Annotated in this window: 15 protein-coding genes and 1 tRNA gene; 4 read left to right on the top strand and 12 right to left on the bottom strand. The window is 68.4% G+C overall.

Going from position 1 to position 15,919, the window contains the following annotated elements; genetic code table 11:
* Positions 1-92 precede the first annotated feature (92 nt).
* Entirely contained in the window at positions 93-938 is an 846-nt protein-coding gene (locus QM595_RS15180; RefSeq protein ID WP_415172413.1) for a DUF3097 domain-containing protein, read from the top strand.
* 164 nt (positions 939-1,102) lie between these two features.
* On the opposite strand, the gene polA is transcribed toward QM595_RS15180, so the two are convergent.
* Positions 1,103-3,805, bottom strand: a complete 2,703-nt coding sequence (gene polA, locus QM595_RS15175) for a DNA polymerase I (RefSeq protein ID WP_415172412.1) — start codon at positions 3,803-3,805, stop codon at positions 1,103-1,105.
* Positions 3,806-3,848: 43 nt separating this feature from the next.
* On the opposite strand from polA, the gene QM595_RS15170 reads away from it, so the two are divergent.
* Positions 3,849-4,286, top strand: coding sequence for a hotdog fold thioesterase (locus QM595_RS15170; RefSeq protein WP_415172411.1), 438 nt, complete (start codon positions 3,849-3,851; stop codon positions 4,284-4,286).
* Between the two features lie 4 nt (positions 4,287-4,290).
* Here QM595_RS15170 and QM595_RS15165 read toward each other — a convergent pair whose 3' ends face one another.
* From QM595_RS15165 to QM595_RS15135, 7 genes are all read right to left on the bottom strand, one after another.
* Entirely contained in the window at positions 4,291-4,866 is a 576-nt protein-coding gene (locus tag QM595_RS15165) for a GNAT family N-acetyltransferase (protein ID WP_415172410.1), read from the bottom strand.
* A gap of 132 nt (positions 4,867-4,998) precedes the next feature.
* On the bottom strand, positions 4,999-5,712 hold the full coding sequence (locus QM595_RS15160; protein WP_415172409.1) for an ABC transporter ATP-binding protein: 714 nt from the start codon (positions 5,710-5,712) through the stop codon (positions 4,999-5,001).
* On the bottom strand, positions 5,693-6,577 hold the full coding sequence (locus QM595_RS15155) for an ABC transporter ATP-binding protein (RefSeq protein WP_415172408.1): 885 nt from the start codon (positions 6,575-6,577) through the stop codon (positions 5,693-5,695). The genes QM595_RS15160 and QM595_RS15155 overlap by 20 nt, the downstream gene beginning before the upstream one ends.
* Positions 6,570-7,706: a branched-chain amino acid ABC transporter permease gene (locus QM595_RS15150; protein ID WP_415172407.1), complete on the bottom strand. Its 1,137-nt coding sequence runs from the start codon at positions 7,704-7,706 to the stop codon at positions 6,570-6,572. Before QM595_RS15150 ends, QM595_RS15155 begins: the two co-directional genes overlap by 8 nt.
* Positions 7,703-8,668 carry a branched-chain amino acid ABC transporter permease gene (locus QM595_RS15145; RefSeq protein ID WP_415172406.1) on the bottom strand — a complete coding sequence of 322 codons (966 nt, stop codon included), beginning with the start codon at positions 8,666-8,668 and terminating at the stop codon, positions 7,703-7,705. Before QM595_RS15145 ends, QM595_RS15150 begins: the two co-directional genes overlap by 4 nt.
* 93 nt (positions 8,669-8,761) lie before the next feature.
* Entirely contained in the window at positions 8,762-9,940 is a 1,179-nt protein-coding gene (locus tag QM595_RS15140) for a branched-chain amino acid ABC transporter substrate-binding protein (RefSeq protein ID WP_415172405.1), read from the bottom strand.
* A 286-nt stretch (positions 9,941-10,226) separates the two neighbouring features.
* Positions 10,227-10,850, bottom strand: a complete 624-nt coding sequence (locus QM595_RS15135) for an ANTAR domain-containing response regulator (RefSeq protein ID WP_415172404.1) — start codon at positions 10,848-10,850, stop codon at positions 10,227-10,229.
* Positions 10,851-10,926: 76 nt separating this feature from the next.
* Here QM595_RS15135 and QM595_RS15130 point away from each other — a divergent pair.
* Positions 10,927-10,999 (top strand) — tRNA-Leu (locus QM595_RS15130).
* Positions 11,000-11,531: 532 nt separating this feature from the next.
* Here QM595_RS15130 and QM595_RS15125 read toward each other — a convergent pair.
* From QM595_RS15125 to QM595_RS15115, 3 genes are all read right to left on the bottom strand, one after another.
* Positions 11,532-12,365 (bottom strand): ABC transporter permease, encoded by an 834-nt coding sequence (locus QM595_RS15125; protein WP_415172403.1) that lies wholly within the window; start codon positions 12,363-12,365, stop codon positions 11,532-11,534.
* Positions 12,362-13,291 carry an ABC transporter ATP-binding protein gene (locus QM595_RS15120; protein ID WP_415172402.1) on the bottom strand — a complete coding sequence of 310 codons (930 nt, stop codon included), beginning with the start codon at positions 13,289-13,291 and terminating at the stop codon, positions 12,362-12,364. Before QM595_RS15120 ends, QM595_RS15125 begins: the two co-directional genes overlap by 4 nt.
* Before the next feature lie 64 nt (positions 13,292-13,355).
* On the bottom strand, positions 13,356-13,559 hold the full coding sequence (locus QM595_RS15115; RefSeq protein WP_415172401.1) for a hypothetical protein: 204 nt from the start codon (positions 13,557-13,559) through the stop codon (positions 13,356-13,358).
* A 179-nt stretch (positions 13,560-13,738) separates the two neighbouring features.
* Here QM595_RS15115 and QM595_RS15110 point away from each other — a divergent pair, with 179 nt between their 5' ends.
* Positions 13,739-14,179: a MarR family winged helix-turn-helix transcriptional regulator gene (locus QM595_RS15110; RefSeq protein WP_415172400.1), complete on the top strand. Its 441-nt coding sequence runs from the start codon at positions 13,739-13,741 to the stop codon at positions 14,177-14,179.
* A 189-nt stretch (positions 14,180-14,368) separates the two neighbouring features.
* Here QM595_RS15110 and QM595_RS15105 read toward each other — a convergent pair whose 3' ends face one another.
* On the bottom strand, positions 14,369-15,799 hold the full coding sequence (locus tag QM595_RS15105) for an IS1380 family transposase (protein ID WP_415172399.1): 1,431 nt from the start codon (positions 15,797-15,799) through the stop codon (positions 14,369-14,371).
* Positions 15,800-15,919: the final 120 nt, after the last annotated feature.

Genomic DNA, 15,919 nt, shown 5'->3' with positions numbered 1-15,919 from the left:
CGCCCTCGGAGCGAGGCCTGCCGCTGGCCTGACAGCGCGTGGTGGCGGGTCGCTGCGCTGTGACAGGAGTGGCTGCTGTGACAATGGTGGCCATGGCTGACCGCTACGGCTCCGATGTCCTCGCCGGCGACTGGCGTGCCCCCAGGAACGGCCGGGCCGTCGAGGCACCTGCCGAGATCGGTGCGGTGGTCGAGGAGGTCATGACCGACTGGTGCGGCGAGATCGTCGCCGTGGATCGCGATCTCGACACGCTGACGCTGGAGGACCGGCGCGGCCGGCGTCGTACCTTCCCGCTCGGGCCGGGCTTCCTGCTGGAAGGCCGCCCGGTCATCCTCACCGCCCCGGTGCGCACCGCCGCCCCCGCGGCAACCCAGCGGACCGCGTCCGGCTCCATCGCGGTGCCGAACGCCCCGGCAAGGGTGGCCCGGGAGAGCCGGATCTTCGTCGAGGGCCGCCACGACGCCGAGCTGGTGGAGCGGGTGTGGGGCGACGACCTGCGCATCGAGGGCGTGGTCGTGGAGTACCTCGGCGGCGTCGACGACCTGGCCGACCACCTGGTGGCCTTCAAGCCCGGGCCTCAGCGCCGGGTCGGGGTGCTGGTGGACCACCTGGTCCGGGGGTCGAAGGAGTCGCGCATCGCCGACTCGATCGTCCGCTCCCCCGTCGGGAGGCACGTGCTGATCCTCGGCCATCCGTTCATCGACATCTGGCAGGCGGTCAAGCCCGACCGACTCGGGCTGCGCGGCTGGCCCACCATCCCGCGCAATGTCGAGTGGAAGAAGGGGGTATGCCAGCATCTCGGCTGGCCACACCGGGACCAGGCCGATATCGCCCGGGCCTGGCAGTACATTCTGTCGAAGGTCAGGTCCTACGACGACCTCGAGCCGGCTCTGCTGGGCCGGGTCGAGGAGCTCATCGACTTCGTCACCGTCGAGTAGCTAGTGGTCGTCTCCGGAAGTTCGTCCCGGGTCTGCGCGGCCCAGGCACACCCATCGCGGCGTTGGCGCCGCTCGGAAGACGCCCGGTATGCCGTCGCGACGCCGCCTTGCGCGGCGCGCACCTGGATCCACGCATACCCCCCACGAACTTCCAGAGAGGACCACTAGTGCGCCGCGTCGTGCCAGCTCCTGCCGGTGCCGACGGAAACGTCGAGCGGGACCAGCAGATCGGCGGCGCTGCCCATCTGCTCGCGCACCAGCGCGTCCAGCGCGTCACGCTCTCCCGGCGCCACCTCGAGCACGAGCTCGTCGTGGACCTGCAGCAGCATCCGTGAGCGCAGTCCGGCCTCGTCCATCGCCTGCCGGGTCTGCAACATGGCGACCTTGATCAGGTCAGCGGCGGAGCCCTGGATGGGGGCGTTGAGCGCCATCCGCTCGGCCATCTCGCGGCGCTGCCGGTTGTCGCTGGTGAGGTCGGGAAGGTAGCGGCGCCGGCCCATGATGGTCTCGGTGAAGCCGGTTTTGCGGGCCTCGTCGACCACGCCGGCGAGGTAGTCGCGGACGCCGCCGAAGGTCAAGAAGTAGTCCTCCATCAGCACCCGCGCCTCGGCGGGCTCGATGCCGAGCTGCTGGGAGAGGCCGAAGGCGGAGAGGCCGTAGGCGAGGCCGTAGTTCATCGCCTTGATCTTGGCCCGCTGCTCCGGGCCCACCTCGCTCACGCCGAAGACCCGCTGCGCGGTGATGGTATGGAAGTCCTGGCCGGACTTGAACGCCTCGATCAACAGGGCGTCCTGCGAGAGATGGGCCATGATCCGCATCTCGATCTGGCTGTAGTCGGCGGTCATCAGGCACTCAAAGGCGTCGCCGGCCTCGGACCCCACAATGAAGGCCTGCCGGATCCGGCGGCCCTCCTCGGTGCGGACGGGGATGTTCTGCAGATTGGGCTCGGTGCTCGAGAGCCGCCCGGTCGCCGCGATGGTCTGGTTGAAGGTGGTGTGGATTCTCCCATCCCCCTGCACCGTCTTGAGCAGGCCCTCGATGGTCACCCGCAGCCGGGTGACGTCGCGGTGGCGCAGCAGCGAGCGCAAGAACACGTCGCCGACGGAGTCGGGCTCGACCTTGCCCAACAGTCCTTGCAGAGCGTCTGCGTCGGTGGTCCAGCCGGTCTTGGTGCGCTTGGTCCTGGGCATGTCGAGCTCGTCGAAGAGCACCACCTGGAGCTGCTTGGGCGAGCCGAGGTTGATCTCCTTGCCGATGATGTCGTAGGCCTTCTGCGCGGCGTCGCGCACCTCGGCACCGAAGTGGCTCTCGAGGTCCTCCAGGTGCTCGACGTCGACGGCGATGCCGGTCTGCTCCATCCGTGCCAGCAGCCCCAGCAGCGGCTGCTCGATCTCGGTGAGCAGCCGGGTGCCGCCGGCTCGCTCCACCTCGCCGGCCAGCGCCTCGGCCAGGTCGAGGGTGGCGCGGGCACGCAGCATGGCGACCCGGGCGACGTCGTCGTCCTCGTCGAACAACATGCCCTGGTCGCTGTCGGTCTCGGGGCGCAGCTCGCGCTTGAGGTAGCGCAGCGTCAGATCAGCCAGGTCGTAGGAGCGCTGGTCGGGCTGCACCAGGTAGGCCGCCAGCGCGGTGTCGGTGGTCAGTCCGGCCAGCGTCCAGCCCTGTGCCTCGATAGCGAGCAGCGGCCCCTTGGCGTCGTGGATCGCCTTCGGCCTGGCGGGGTCGGCGAGCCAGCGGGCCAACGCGGCGTCGTCCTCCTGGCCGAGGGTCTCCACGGCGAGGTAGGCCACCGGCCCGGCCGCCGAGGCGAACGCCAGTCCGTCGACGCGCCCGGTGCCCGATCCCCAGTCCCCCTTGACGTGGAGGCCGACGGGAGCCTCGCCGAGCGAGCCGAGGAAGGCGGCGACCTCTCCCTGACCGAGGGTCTCCCCGGCCAGGTCGAAGCCGGCCTCGGCCTCCGGCTCCTCGGTGGGAGCGAGTACGTCGAGGATGCGGGTGCGCAGCTCGCCGCGGAACTCCAGCTCGTCGAGCAGCTCCAGCGCGACCTGCCGGTCCCACTCCTGCCGGGCCAGGTCGCCGGGGGTGACGCCGAGGGCGAGGTCGCGGACCAGTGCGTTGAGCCGCCGGTTGCGGATGACGTCGCCGAGGTGGTCGCGCAGCGAGTCGCCGGCCTTGCCGGTGATCTTGTCGGCGTGGGTGATGACGTTGTCGAGGCCGTCGTAGGTCGCGATCCACTTGGCGGCGGTCTTCGGGCCGACCCCGGGCACGCCGGGCAGGTTGTCGCTGTCCTCCCCCACCAGGGCGGCCAGCTCGGGATAGCGCTCGGGGGGGACGCCGTACTTCTCCTCGACCGTGGCCGGTGTCATCCGGGCCAGGTCGGAGACGCCGCGCATGGGATAGAGCACGGTGGAGCGGTCCGTGACCAGCTGCAGCGAGTCACGATCCCCGGTCAGGACCAGCACCTCCATGCCCGCGTCGAGCGCCTGGGTGGTCAGCGTCGCGATGATGTCGTCGGCCTCGTAGCCGTCGAGCTTGAGGAAGGGGATACGCCAGGCCGACAGCATCGCCTCGATGAGCGGCAGCTGGCTGCGGAACTCGTCGGGGGTCTTGTTGCGCTTGGCCTTGTAGTCGCTGTACTCCGCCAGCCGGAAGGTCTGCCGGGACACGTCGAAGGCGACCGCGACATGGGTGGGCCGCTCGTCGCGCAGCACATTGGCGAGCATTGAGGTGAACCCGTAGACGGCGTTGGTGTGCTGCCCGGTCGCGGTCGTGAAGTTGTCCACGGGCAGCGCGAAGAAGGCCCGGTAGGCCAGCGAGTGACCATCCAGGAGGAGCAGGCGCGAGGGCTCGGACGTGGAGTCGGACACCCCCCGACCCTATCGTCAGCCGCCGAGCGCCAGAATGAGCGATATGACCGAACAGCCGGACGCCCAGATCGACATCCCCACCTTCCTGGCGGCGCTGCCGCAGGGCATGGGGCGACTCAACGAGAAGCTGGGCATCGAGCTGGTCGAGGTCTCCTCGCGGCGGGTGGTCGGCACCATGCCGGTCGAGGACAACACCCAGCCCTACGGCCTGCTCCACGGCGGTGCCTCGGTGGCGCTGGCCGAGACGCTCGGCTCGGTGGGATCGGGCGTCCACGCCTTCGGGATGAGCAAGTTGAGCGTCGGCGTCGACATCAACGCCACCCACCACCGCGCGATGACCTCGGGCGTGGTGACGGGGACCGCCACCGCGATCCATCTGGGCCGCACCAGCGCCGCCTACGACGTGGTCATCACCAACGAGCAGGGCAAGCGGGTCTGCACCTCGCGGATCACCTGCGCGCTGGTGCCGATGCCGGAGTAGGCGCTCAGAGCGCCTGGGTGCGGCGCATCGAGCGGCGGGCGGCCAGCACCCGCTGCGGCCGGTAGCCCAGGCGGCGGCTGGGCGGCAGCTGAGCGGTGAACTGGGCGTTGAGCTTTGCCCGTACGGCGTGGGTGGCGGCCACCCGCAGCACTGACTGGGGGCCCATCGCGAGCCTGGCCAGGAACCGGTTGGCGTCGCGCGACCCGGACGGCGCGGCCGTGGCGATGTGGGACAGCCCGTGGTCCTCGGCGAAGGTCACCGCCGCGTCCATCAGCGCGCGGCCCACGCCCTTGCGTCGCAGGCTCGGGACCACGTGGGGATGCAGCGCCTGCAAGGTCGGCTCCGGGTTGAGCGGGGTCAACGGGGAGATCCGCAGGTAGACCGCACCGGCCGGCTCGCCGGCGTACTCGGCGATCAGCAGCCGCTCCTCGGGCGAGGCGGCGGCGGTCTTGATCACGACCTCGAGGTCGGCGATCTGCTCGCTACGGTCGGCGCGGCGCAGCGATTCCTGCCAGACTCCCGCCAGGAACCCCGCGTCACCGACTACTGCCTCGCGCAGCGTCACCGGCGAACGGCTCATCAGCCTCCCTGCCTTTCCAAGTCCGTGTCTTGGTGGGCCCCCGGCACCAGGCTAGGGGACCCGGGTCCCGGTCCGCGACCCCCCAGGGGGTCATTCGGACCGGGACCCTGACGCCTTGACGCTCGGGGCGGCTCAGGCGACGCCCAGGTAGGCCTCGCGCACGGTCGGGTCGACGAGGAGCTCCGGCCCGGTGCCGCTCTTGACGATGGAGCCGGTCTCCAGGACGAAGGCACGGTGGGCGAGGGAGAGCGCCTGCTTGGCGTTCTGCTCGACCACCAGCACCGTGGTGCCCTGCCCGTTGATCTCGCTGATGATGCCGAAGATCTGCTGGATCAGCATCGGTGCGAGCCCCATCGACGGCTCGTCGAGGAGCAGCAGCTTGGGCCGCGACATCAGCGCCCGGCCGATGGCGAGCATCTGCTGCTCACCGCCGGACATGGTGCCGGCGACCTGCTTGCGTCGCTCCTGCAGCCGCGGGAAGAGGGAGAAGACCCGCTCGAGGTCCTCGGCGACGGCCGCCCTGTCACGGCGGGTGTAGGCGCCCATGTCGAGGTTCTCGGTGACCGTCATGCCCGGGAAGATGCCGCGCCCCTCGGGGGCGAGGCAGAGGCCCTTGCGCATCCGCTGGTCGGCGCGGAGCCGGGTGACGTCCTGGCCGTCGAAGAGGATCTTGCCCGCGTGCAGGCCCCTCACCCCGGAGATCGCTCGCATGGTCGAGGTCTTGCCGGCGCCGTTGGCGCCGATCAGCGCGACGACCTCGCCCTCCTCGACGTCGAAGGTCAGCCCGTGCAGCGCCTCGATCTTGCCGTAGGTGAGGACGACGTTCTCAAGCTGAAGCAGACTCATCGGGTTCTCCCAGGTAGGCGGCGATGACCTTCGGGTTGCGGGCGACCTCCGACGGCAGTCCGTCGGCGATCTTGGTGCCGAACTCCAGCACCACGATCCGGTCGGTGACTCCCATGACGAGCTTCATGTCGTGCTCGATGAGGAGCACGGTCAGGCCCCGGTCACGGATCTGACGGATGAGCCCCATCAGGTCCTCCTTCTCGGCCGGGTTGAACCCGGCCGCCGGCTCGTCCAGACAGAGCAGCTTGGGGTCGGTCGCCATCGCGCGGGCGATCTCGAGCCGCCGCTGGTAGCCGTAGGGCAGGTTCTTGGCCAGCTCGTGGGCCCGGTCGGCGATGCCGACGAAGCGCAGCAACTCCATCGCCTTGCGCCGACCGGCCTTCTCCTCGGCGTAATGGCGGCTGACGCCGACAGCCTCGGAGAACGCCCGCTTGACCGGGTTGCGTGGCAGATCGACCGGGTCGACCCGCACGCGCGGATAGAGCTTGAACAGCGCACCCAGCACGCTGGTCTTGTGGCGGGCGTCGACGCCGACCATGACGTTCTCCAGGGCCGACATCTCCGGGAAGAGCCGGATGTTCTGGAACGTCCGGGCGATGCCCAGGGCGTTGATCTGGAACGGCTTGCGGCCGCTGATCACCTGGCCGTCGAACCGGATCTGTCCCTCGGTCGGCTTGTAGACACCCGTCATGGCGTTGAAGCAGGTGGTCTTGCCGGCGCCGTTGGGGCCGATCAGGCCGAGGATCTCGCCCTCGCGGATCGTGAAGTCGACGTCGTTGAGCGCGACCACGCCGCCGAAGCGCAGCGTGACGTGGTCGACCTCCAGCAGGACCCTGCGGTCCTCGTTCTGCGCGGTGTCAGGCATCGGCGGCCACCTCCTCGGCCTCGACCTTGCGGTCCTCGAGCTCTCGTGCCCGGCGTCTGTTGGGGACCAGGCCCTGCGGGCGCAGCACCATGATGGTCACCAGCGCGACGCCGAAGGCGAACGGCCGCCACTCGTTGAACCAGCGGAACCGCTCCGGCAGGTAGGTGATCAGGAAGGCGCCGATCAGCACGCCGACCATGTTGCCCGAGCCGCCGATGACCACCATCGCCACGAACAGGAAGGACAGGTTGAGGGCGAAGCCGTTGGGCTCGACGGTGCCTTGCTTGCTGGCGAACAACATGCCGGCGATGGCACCGAGGGTGGCGCCGATGGCGAAGGCCCACAGCTTGTACTTCAGCCCGTTGACGCCCATCACTGCCGCGGCGTCCTCGTCCTCGCGAATGGCGAGCCAGGACCGGCCCACCCGGCTGTTCTCCAGCCGGCGGGTCAGCCAGATGACGAGGATCAGCACCGCCAGCACCAGCCAGTACCACCGGTAGCCGTCGATGAGGTTGAAGTAGGACCGGCCGTCGATCTCCGGCCCGGGCGGGCGCGGGATGCCGATGACGCCGTTGGGACCGCCGGTGACCGGAGTCGCGTTGCGCATGAAGATCCGGATGATCTCGCCGAAGCCCATCGTCACGATCGCGAGGTAGTCGCCTCGCAGCCGCAGTGTCGGGGCACCGAGGATCACGCCGGCGGCCAGTGCGAACGCGATCGCGATGGGAATGCAGGCCACGAAGGGCACCGCCCAGCCCTCGGAGAGCCCGAACCACTCGACGAACTTCTTGGTGACCGGCGACTCGGGCGACCCGAAGAGGGCCACGGAGTAGGCGCCGAGCGCGTAGAAGCCGACATAGCCCAGGTCGAGCAGGCCGGCCAGGCCGATCACCACGTTCAGGCCGATCGCGATGACCATGTAGATGGCGACATTGGTCAGCACGCCCGACCAGTCGGAGCCGCCGGTGCCGCTGTCGGTGCGGATGAAGTTGAGCGGCCCGCCGATGAACGGCAGGTAGATGAAGAAGGCCAGCAGTACGGCGGCGATGAGCATCTGCGCCCACTTCGGAGCGGTCTCCCATCGGTCGCGAATGGCCAGCCGCTTCCAGGTGTCGCTGATCTGGTTCATGCGCGTGCCTTCGCCAGGGACTCACCGAGGATGCCGGTGGGTCGGATCATGAGGACGAGGATGAGGATCACGAACGCCGTGACGTCCTCCCACTGTGAGGCGAACAGCGTCGAGGAGTAGACCTCGACGACGCCGAGCAACAGGCCGCCGACGAGCGCGCCTCGTAGGTTTCCGATGCCGCCGAGCACCGCCGCAGTGAAGGCCTTGACGCCGATCAGGAAGCCGATGTCGAACTTCGTGATGTCGTACTGGATCGTGTAGAGCACCGCCGCGACACCGGCCATCGCGCCGCCGAGGACGAAGATGAGCATGATGACGCGGTCCTGGTTGACGCCCATCAGCGCGGCGGTGTCGGGGTCCTGGGCGACGGCACGGACGCCGCGACCCAGCCGGGAGCGGTTCACGAAGGCGTCCAGGCAGATCATCATGACGATGGCGCCGATGATCACCAGGAGTTGCACGTTCGTGATCGACATGAAGCCGACGTCGATCCAGGTGCGGGTGGGGATCAGCGTCGGGATGCTGACCGCCGCCCGGCCGAACGGCTGGCCGAAGAAGGCGTGCAGCACCTGGCCGAAGACCTCGGTCAGCACCATCGAGCAGCCGATCGCGGTGATCAGGAAGATCAGTGGTGGCGCACCCTTGCGGCGCAGCGGACGATAGGCGACCCGCTCGACCGCCAGCGCGGTGCCGGCCGAGGCGAGCGGAGCCAGGACGAAGGCCGCGAGCGTGGCGACGACGGCGATCGCGACGCCCGACTTCTCGTCGGCGCCGAACAGCGTATAGGCGCCGAGCACGGTCCAGGTGCCGGTCATGAAGACCTCGGAGTGCGCGAAGTTGATCAGCTTCAGCACGCCATAGACGAGCGTGTAGCCGAGCGCGACCAGCGCGTAGATCGAGCCCTTGGTCAGGCCGTCCACGGTGAGGTCGCCGAAGTGGTGGAACAGGTCAGAGAAGTTCATGGTCCCTCCGGTCGACTGAGTGTGCCAAGGACAGGGACACAGCGAGGCGGTCAGGAGTGGTCCCGACCGCCCCGCTGGTCATGCTTGACGGCCTCAGCCGAGGGAGATCTCCTGGTCGGCAACCAGCGTCCCGTCCTGGACCTTGTAGGCCCACACGACGACATTGCTCTCGGCGACGTCGCCCTTCTCGTCGAACTTGTAGGTCTTGGTCAGACCCTGGCCCTCGTAGCTGTCGACGAACTCCTCGACCTCCTCGCGGGTGCTGGCACCCGACTCGAAGGCCTTGAGGAAGATCGTCATGGCGTCGAAGCCCTCGGCGGCGTAGGCGCCGGGAGCCTCGCCGAACATCGCCTGGTAGTCGGCGGCGAAGGTGCCACCGGCCTGTTCGCCGGGGATGCACGGGCAGGTCACGATGGCGCCCTCGGCAGCCTCACCGGCGGCCTTCGGGAAGTCGGCGCCGTAGAGGCCGTCGCCACCGATGAAGTTGCCCTCGAAGCCGGCGTCGCGCAACTGCTTCAGGAACGGGCCGGCCTCGGCGGCGTACCCGGCGTAGAAGACGGTGTCGGGAGCGGCGGCGGTCACCTTGGAGACGACCGCGGAGAAGTCGGTCTGCTTCTCCTGGGTCTTGTCCGAGCCGGTCACGACCGAGCCGAGCACCGACTTCACCTTCTCGGCCAGCGGCTGGCCGTAGGTGGTGGAGTCGTCGACGACGAAGGTCTTGGTCGAGCCGAGCACGTCGGTGATGTACTTCGCGATCGCGGCGCCCTGGATCTCGTCGTAGCCGACGACCCGGTGGAAGACCGGCGAGGGGTCCTCCAGGGTGAGGTCGGTCGCGGTGGCGGACTGGCTGATCGCGGTCAGGCCGGCGTCGGTGAGGATGCCCTTGACCGCCCGGGTCTCGCCGGAGAAGGCCGGGCCGATGATGCCCAGGAAGCTGTCGTCGGTGGCCATCTTGGTGGCCAGCGGGGTGGCCTTGGCCGGGTCGCCCTCGGAGTCCTCGTCGACGAGCGTGATGTGGAAGTCCGGGTGGTCCGCCGACCACTGCTCGAGGGCGAGCTTGGCGCCGTTGGCGGACGGGATGACGACCGAGGCGTTGGCGCCGCTGAGCGCGCCGAGGATGCCGATATTGGCGGTGATGCCCTCAGCGGCGGAGCTGCCGCCATCGCTGCCGCCGTCGCCGCTACTCTCGGAGTCCGAGCTGCCACACGCCGAGACGGCGAGCGCGATGCTGACTGCTACGGCGCTGAGGCCGAGCCACTTGTTTCGTCGCAAGACGTTCCTACTTCCTTGAGTCCTCCCGGCTGGACGCCGGGAGGTGGGGGATCTCTGCAGCAGTGGGCTGGTGTCGACCTCCGACCCTCCCGAGGCACTCGGCCGACCCCGACCCGCTGCGCGGGAACGTACACCGAACCGACCCGTGGTGGAAGAAGATCCACACCGCGCAGGTCGAATCCTGACAAATCCGTTACGTAGTGCGCCGTCTCGTTACGAAGACGTACGGCGTCGGCCCGCTTTCGGGCGGCTCGGAGCGTGCGCTCGCTCCGAACCGGGAGCTGGCTCAGGCGCCGCCGGTGGCCACGCCCGGGCCGTGCTCGATGACGCCCCCGGCCACCTGCCGCATCGGCAGCCGCAGGTCCATCGCGGTCTTCTGGATCCAGCGGAACGCCTCGGGCTCGGTGAGCCCCAGCTGCTCCTGCAGCAGGGCCTTGGCGCGGTCGACCGCCTTGCGGGTCTCCAGCCGATCGGTGAGCCCGGCGACCTCGGCCTCGAGGTGGGTGAGCTCGTGGAAGCGGCTCACCGCCAACTCGATCGCCGGCACCAGGTCGCTGGCGGTGAACGGCTTCACGAGATAGGCCATCGCGCCGGCGTCGCGGGCGCGCTCGACCAGCTCACGCTGGGAGAACGCGGTCAGCATGACGACCGGGGCGATCCGCTGCCGGGCGATCACCTCGGCCGCGGCGATGCCGTCGAGCACCGGCATCTTCACGTCGAGGATCGCCAGATCGGGTCGGTGCTTCTCGACCAGCTCGATGGCGCTCTGCCCGTCGCCTGCCTGGGCCACCACGTCGTACCCCTCCTCGGCGAGCATCTCGGCGAGGTCCATACGGATCAGCACCTCGTCCTCAGCGATGACGACGCTCAGCCGGGAGGACGAGGAGGTGGGGGTGGGGGCCGTGCTCACACGGGAAGCCTAGGGCATGTCCCTATGCGGGGTCGCCGCGACTATCGTCACGGCGTCCGGTAGCGTTGCTCGCCGCGCCCCGGTACTCCAACGGCAGAGAGGATCGGCTCAAACCCGATACAGTGTGAGTTCGAATCTCACCCGGGGCACCCAACGCACGCGGCTCGAACTTTGACCCGTCGAAACAAGGGTTGAGGTTCGGGCCTTGCCTGCGTCTGCGGCCCAGGTCAGAGCGTCGGCGTTGACCTCGGGGTCGAGCAGCATCTCGAATGGGCGAGCGTTGTCCACGCGGAGGTTCGCGTCTTCATCGACGTAGATTTTCGTGAAGAAGGCCTGGTTGCAGAGGCGACGGTTGGTGTCGTCGCAGCGGGCGTAGATGTCGGAGCAGTGCTCCAAGAGGTTGAGCGCGTCGTCCAGGTGCGCGCGGGCGTCGGTGTACTCGCCGTGGTGCGCGTCGAGGCGGCGGATCACGAGGTCGAGTTCTCCGCTGATGCGGTCCTGTTCTCGTTTGAGCACGGCGAGCGGGATCGCGTCGGCGTAGTGAGCTTGCATGAGCCGATCCTGCTCGTGTTCGAGGCGGTCGCGGTTCGCGGTGAGTTGTCTGAGTTCGTCGGCCTCGGCGGACATGAGCCTGTCGAACTCGTGGAGGTCGGAGCGGGCATGGCGGAGCCGTCAGGGCGTCTACGTACGGATTCTACGTGTGAGCAGTCGCACGCCAGTCCACGTGAGGACGACAGTGAGGATAGCTGTCACTCCTAGGCTGATGCCGGTCGGGAGGTGACCGACCTGGGAGGTGATCGCGGCTCGGGTGGCTTCTGAGAAGTAGGTCAGCGGGTCGATGAGGGTGAGGGCCTGCACCCAGGGGATGTCGTGCAGAGCGGACCAGGGGTAGTAGGTGCAGCCGAGGAACTGGATCGGGATGACGAAGACGCCGTAGAGCATGCCGATCTGATGGGGTTTCACCACGGTGCCGATCACCAGCCCGAGCGCGGAGGCGGTGAGGCCGACGAGGAGAAGTGCGGCGACGAGGACGGGCCAGCTCTGCACGTGCAGCTCGATGGGGTTCGCGGAGACGAGCATGGCGATCGGGATGACGAGAAGACCGGAAATCCAGGCGTAGACGGCGCCGATCAGAATCTTTTCCAGGGCGAGGGTGCTGATGCTGATCGGTGCGAGAGCGCGGTCGTCGATCTCCCGGGTGCCACCGAGGTCGAGGGCGAGCGGGGTGGTCACCGCGGAGATGCCGGTGCTGAACGCGGTGGCGGCCATGAGTCCGGGCAGCAGGAGCGTGCCGTAGCCGGCGAAACCGGAACCCGCAACGTGCGGTAGCACGTAGGTGAAGGTGAAGACGAGCAGGAGCGGCTGCACGGCGACTTGGACGATGAAGGCGACAAGGCCGTGGCGCAGCACGAGCAGGTCGCGGCCCAGGATGGCTCGGAACGCAGCGCCGCCCGGCCCGGTGGCCGAGGCAGGCTGAAACCGGGGTAGCGGCGCCGTTGTGGCGATGTCGGTCATGTCAGGTTCCTTCCGGTGAGTTCGAGGAAGACGGTCTGCAGGGTGACAGGCTCGATGGAGACACCGGTCGGGTGCTCAGCGACGGCGACCTCCACAATGGCAGCCAAGGCCGCGTCGGGGTCACCCACAGTGAGCACCCGGAGCCCGTTCGACTCTTCCTGGCGCACGGCTCGAACGCAGCCGAGTCGGGTCAGCCGCCGTGCGGTCTCGTCAGGTGTATCGGCGAAGGAGAGGCTGATCGCGGTCTCCGCGTTGACAGAGGCTTTGAGCCCAGAGGGTGTGTCCAGCGCGATGATGCGGCCGTGGTCGATAACCGCGACCCGATCGGCGAGCACGTCAGCCTCATCCATATAGTGGGTCGAGACCACGACTGCGGCCCCGTGGTCTCGGAGCTCGGCGAGCAGGTCCCACAGCGACTGCCGCGACTGTGGGTCGAGTCCGACCGTCGGCTCGTCGAGGAACACCACCTGCGGGGCGTGAGCCAGGGCGCGCGCAACCTGCAACCGACGAGCCTGACCACCGGAGAGCGCACCGACCCGGGTCGTGGCCCGGTCGCCGAGGCCGAAGGCTTCCAGCAGCGCATTGGCGCGTGCGCGCGCGTCCCGCCGAGGGATGCCGTAGTACCGGCAGTGCAGATAGAGATTCTCGAACACGGAGACTTGGCGGTCCAACGTGTTGTGCTGCGGCACCACCCCGAGCAGCCGTTTCACCCGCACGGGGTGCGCGGCGACGTCCACGCCGGCGATCCGCACCCGACCGGCACTGGGCATGACCATCGTGGTGGCGCAGCCGACCAAAGTCGATTTGCCTGCACCGTTCGGTCCGAGCAACCCGACAATCTCGCCCGCTTCCACCGTCAGAGACACGGCATCCAACGCCGGCTCTGGGCGCCCCGGATACGTCTTGGATAGCCCCTCAATGCTCACCGCAGGAGCCGCATCCGACGGGAGCGCGCACCGTCGGATGCCGCCCGCAGTGAGCCGGCGGGGCTCATTTGCCCTCATCCTCCGGCAGATGCACAGGCTGTCCTCTGAGCCGAGACATGATTCGCACCCGCAATGGGATGCGCCCGGCAGCGGTCCATGCAGCCATTCGTGCGGCTGCGTCCCGCTGGATGCCCTCGGCCAGCTCTTGCCGGTATGTCGGCACCTTCGCTTCCCACTCCGCCTTGCCGGCCCTGCCCTTCTTCGACATGCCGTTCTCCTTCCATTGAGTGTCTCGCAACATCCGAGTAAGGTGATGTACGAGTACCTAAGTGGTTTAGAATCTAAAGGATATAGCAAGCCGTGGCAACCCTCACATCCGAACGCACCCGGGCCGACCTCATCCAAGACGTCTCCGAGCGGCTCGGCCGAGACCTCGCAACGAAGACCGTGCTGTTCCATCACCACCTGGCTGCCAAGCTCGGCCTGTCGGTGACCGATCTGAAGTGCCTGGATCTGCTGCGCGCCGCTGAAGCACCGTTGACTGCGAAGAACCTCGCCGACCTGATCGGTCTCACCGGTGGTGCGATCACCGGCGTCGCCGACCGGCTCGAAGCCGCCGGTTTCGTCGAAAGAGTCCGCGACCCCGACGACCGCCGCCGCTGGGAACTACGCCCCACCACGGCCCGCCAAGACGACGTCCTGGCGCTGTTCGCACCACTGACCGCTCAGCTTGCCCAGCTCGTCAGCCACTATGACAACGACCAGCTCGACGTTATCGTCGGCTTCCTCGACGGGCTCGGCACCATCCTCGACAACCAGATCAGCGCACTGCGCGATGGCACGGCCGTCGAGGCGGAGGAGGCACAAGAATCTGCGCCGATTACGTAGCACACCTGCGTCTGTCAGCGCATTGGCATTAGCCTCGGCGTTTCACGCTGCCGCGTAGCGGTGGCGGTTTCGGGTGTCGTTGGCCTTTGACGGGCTCGGGCTGGGTCGAGGGGTTGCTGTTGTGCCGGCTGGCGCTGCCGGGCTGCGGTTCTCCGGGTCCTTGGGGTGCTGCGAGCGGGTCGCGGGTGGTCAGGTGAACGCGGCTCGTAGTCGCGCGAAGCCTTCGGCGATCTCGACTGCCCAGCGCCAGGTCGCATCGATGCGTAGTCGGACCTGCCTGCTGCCGCGGGTGATCCGGGCTGCGACGTGCAGGACGCGGTACCGGAACGCGGCGATCTCGCAGCGGGCGAGTTCGACCACGTTGGCGAAGCAGATCTTCTTGGTCCACGCGATCAGGTCGACCGCGGTCAAGACGGCCTCGAGCCACGCTTGGTTCTCGTTCCACGCCCGACAGGGCAGGTTCCGCAGCCCGGTGGCCTTCGCTTCACGGATCCGGTCTTCGACGCGTGCGTGTTGCCGGTGCCGTAGTTCGAGCCCGGGGGCTTGCCCGGGCACCACACCGGGCCCGTGTGCCGGGGTGTTGGTGAGGATCGCGGTGACCCGCATGCCGTCGACGTCGGTGAAGGTGAGTTGCGCGCCGGGGTGGGGACGTTCCTTGCGCAAGATCAGCCGTGACCCGGTCGGCCAGTTGCCGAGGTCGATCATCCCGGTGGCCTCGGCCACCCACGCGCCGTCACGGAACAACTCGCCATCGCCGCGGTCGGTTTGGAGTGCTGGATGCCAGCACGACTCGGGAATGAGGTCGACGATGGCCTGGATCCGCGCATCCACGGGGAAACCGAACGAGAAGTCGACATCACGCTCGACACACGCTGTCGCGAACGCGTGGGTCGCGCCGGCCGAGTCCGAGCGGGCCAGCAGCCGTTGACCGGTCCATGTCCCGGTGTCGGGATCGAAGGCCGGGCGAGCGTGGGCGGGCAGTGCCTCGATCGCCATGTCCAGCACGGTGATGTGGTCAGCGGCCGTGTTGCTCCCGGCGTTCCCGGCGCGTAGCAGTCCCGCGAGCGCTTCTCCGGCGGCGATGTCGGGGCGGTCCAGGAAGCACAACAACGGGTGGAACCCGAACGTGCGTTTCCACGTCGCGGCGGCGTTCTCCTTCTCGCTGTGGCTGATGGTGATGGTGGCGTCGAAGTCCAGACACAACTCGGTGAACATCACCTCGTCCAGGTCCGGGCCGGCACCCGCAGCCCACGCCCGCTCTCGTGCATGAGCACGAGCGGTTCTCAACCCAGGCAGGTGCTCGTCGTCGGCCTTGTCCAGGACCCGCCACGTGGTGGGCATCGAGGCCACCGGACCATGAAGGCCCTCACGATCGCCGAGCACCCGGATGCCGGTGACCGCGTCCGCGCCGTCAGCGACCGCGACCGCCAGATCGGTGAACACCCGCCCCGGTGCATGGAACCAAGGGCCACGGTAGGTATCGGCCAACACCTCGGTAACCGCGTCGACCAGGCCGGTGTACTCGGCCATCTCGCGGAGCAGCCCGACCCCAGCATGTGACACCACGCCGACACCGTCCGCAGAGACCACGACCCGACGCGACTGCTTGCTACGCTTCACTTGATAAGTGCCCGATCTGCTCGGTGGTTCTGACCTTCGCAAGCCAGAGTCTCCCAAGCAGAACGGGCACTTTCACGTTCCTAGGCCGCGCGTCACCAGATCACCCATGAAACGCCGAGG

The organism is Nocardioides sp. (assembly GCF_047607185.1).
Taxonomy (GTDB): Bacteria; Actinomycetota; Actinomycetes; order Propionibacteriales; family Nocardioidaceae; genus Nocardioides.
The sequence above is the reverse complement of the archived record's forward strand: the minus strand, read 5'-3'. Positions and strand labels throughout refer to the sequence as shown.

What these genes read in the sequence shown, in the direction of transcription:
- QM595_RS15115 (WP_415172401.1), bottom strand. Translation starts at nt 13,559, where the DNA reads ATGTCGAAGAAGGGCAGGGCCGGCAAGGCGGAGTGGGAAGCGAAGGTG.
- QM595_RS15170 (WP_415172411.1), top strand. Translation starts at nt 3,849, where the DNA reads ATGACCGAACAGCCGGACGCCCAGATCGACATCCCCACCTTCCTGGCG.
- QM595_RS15145 (WP_415172406.1), bottom strand. Translation starts at nt 8,668, where the DNA reads ATGAACTTCTCTGACCTGTTCCACCACTTCGGCGACCTCACCGTGGAC.
- QM595_RS15150 (WP_415172407.1), bottom strand. Translation starts at nt 7,706, where the DNA reads ATGAACCAGATCAGCGACACCTGGAAGCGGCTGGCCATTCGCGACCGA.
- QM595_RS15125 (WP_415172403.1), bottom strand. Translation starts at nt 12,365, where the DNA reads ATGACCGACATCGCCACAACGGCGCCGCTACCCCGGTTTCAGCCTGCC.
- QM595_RS15155 (WP_415172408.1), bottom strand. Translation starts at nt 6,577, where the DNA reads ATGCCTGACACCGCGCAGAACGAGGACCGCAGGGTCCTGCTGGAGGTC.
- QM595_RS15160 (WP_415172409.1), bottom strand. Translation starts at nt 5,712, where the DNA reads ATGAGTCTGCTTCAGCTTGAGAACGTCGTCCTCACCTACGGCAAGATC.
- QM595_RS15165 (WP_415172410.1), bottom strand. Translation starts at nt 4,866, where the DNA reads ATGAGCCGTTCGCCGGTGACGCTGCGCGAGGCAGTAGTCGGTGACGCG.
- QM595_RS15180 (WP_415172413.1), top strand. Translation starts at nt 93, where the DNA reads ATGGCTGACCGCTACGGCTCCGATGTCCTCGCCGGCGACTGGCGTGCC.